The organism is Oceanobacter mangrovi, assembly GCF_019740315.1.
Classification (GTDB): domain Bacteria; phylum Pseudomonadota; class Gammaproteobacteria; order Pseudomonadales; family Oceanobacteraceae; genus Oceanobacter; species Oceanobacter mangrovi.
The window spans coordinates 1-1,224 of the sequence record NZ_JAHXZR010000026.1; the positions used below are offsets into that span (position 1 = coordinate 1).

General features: G+C 52.0%; 1 pseudogene. It reads left to right on the forward strand.

What is annotated here, in order from left to right:
• Window positions 1-66: 66 nt before the first annotated feature.
• Window positions 67-1,216, forward strand: a pseudogene (locus tag K6123_RS23055) (IS3 family transposase); the annotation flags it as partial.
• Window positions 1,217-1,224 lie beyond the last annotated feature (8 nt).

Genomic DNA, 1,224 nt, shown 5'->3' on the forward strand with positions numbered 1-1,224 from the left:
GGGGTTCTACCCCGTTATTACGGACACATCTAAAAAGAGGCATACTTTGCCTGTTGAGGAGTGTTCATGACCAAACGAAGAAAGTTCAGCCCCGAGTTCAAACAGGAAGCCGTCAAGCTGACCCTGCAGCCCGGTGTTAGTTGCCGACAAGTAGCGCTTGAGATTGGCGTTGATCCCAACCTGCTCAGTCGTTGGAAACGAGAAGCGGAAGCCAGCAGTAGCAAGGCTTTTCAAGGCAGCGGCACCCCTCGTGATGAAGAGGTCGCTCGTCTGAAGCGCGAGCTTGCCCGTGTCACGAAAGAACGTGATTTTTTGCGAGAAGCGGCAGCGTACTTCGCCAAGGGGTAGACCTGAAATATCAATCTGTCCAACGCTGTCGCGATTCTTATCCCATACGTCTGATGTGTCGATGTCTGAAGATATCAGCCAGCGGCTATTACTCCTGGGCATCCCGAAAACCCAGCTCGAGGCAAGTCGACAATGAGCGTATCGCTGTTCGCATGAAGGAAATCCATGCTGATAGCGGCGGTGCCATTGGTGCCCCTCGGATGCAGGAAGATATGGAAGCTGAAGGCGAAAAGCTTAGCCTCAATCGTGTCGCTCGCATTATGGCCAGCCACGGACTTCAGGGCTGGCCACGCAAGAAAGGCCGAGTACGCAAGCGCTCATCAGGCAGGCCAGAAGGTATCAAGAATCACCTTGAGAGGGATTTTACGGCCCAGGAACCTGAGACCAAGTGGGTAACAGATATCACCGAAGTCCCAACCACGCAGGGAAAATTGTACCTCTGCGTCGTACTGGATCTGTTCAGCAAGTTGGTCATTGGCTGGTCAATGCATCACCGTCAGGACCGACATATGGCGATGAGAGCCGTTGAAATGGCCGTTTGGCAAAAGCAGGGAATCGGAAAATCGATCCTGCATTCAGATAGAGGATCTCAGTTTACCAGTGGCGACTACCAGAGATTACTGAAAGCGAATGACCTGGTGAGCAGCATGAGCGCTGTTGGGCATTGCGCTGACAACGCGGCTTGCGAAGGGTTTTTCGGAGTAATGAAAAGGGAACGGGTCAATCGGAAAAACTACCGAACTTTGGATCAAGCCAGATCCGATATCTTCGACTACATCGAGCGGTTCCATAACCCAAGAATGAGACGTAGACTCGCGGTACAAGACAACAAACTTTAGGCTTTATTAAACCGTCCGTGAAAACGGGGTAGAACCC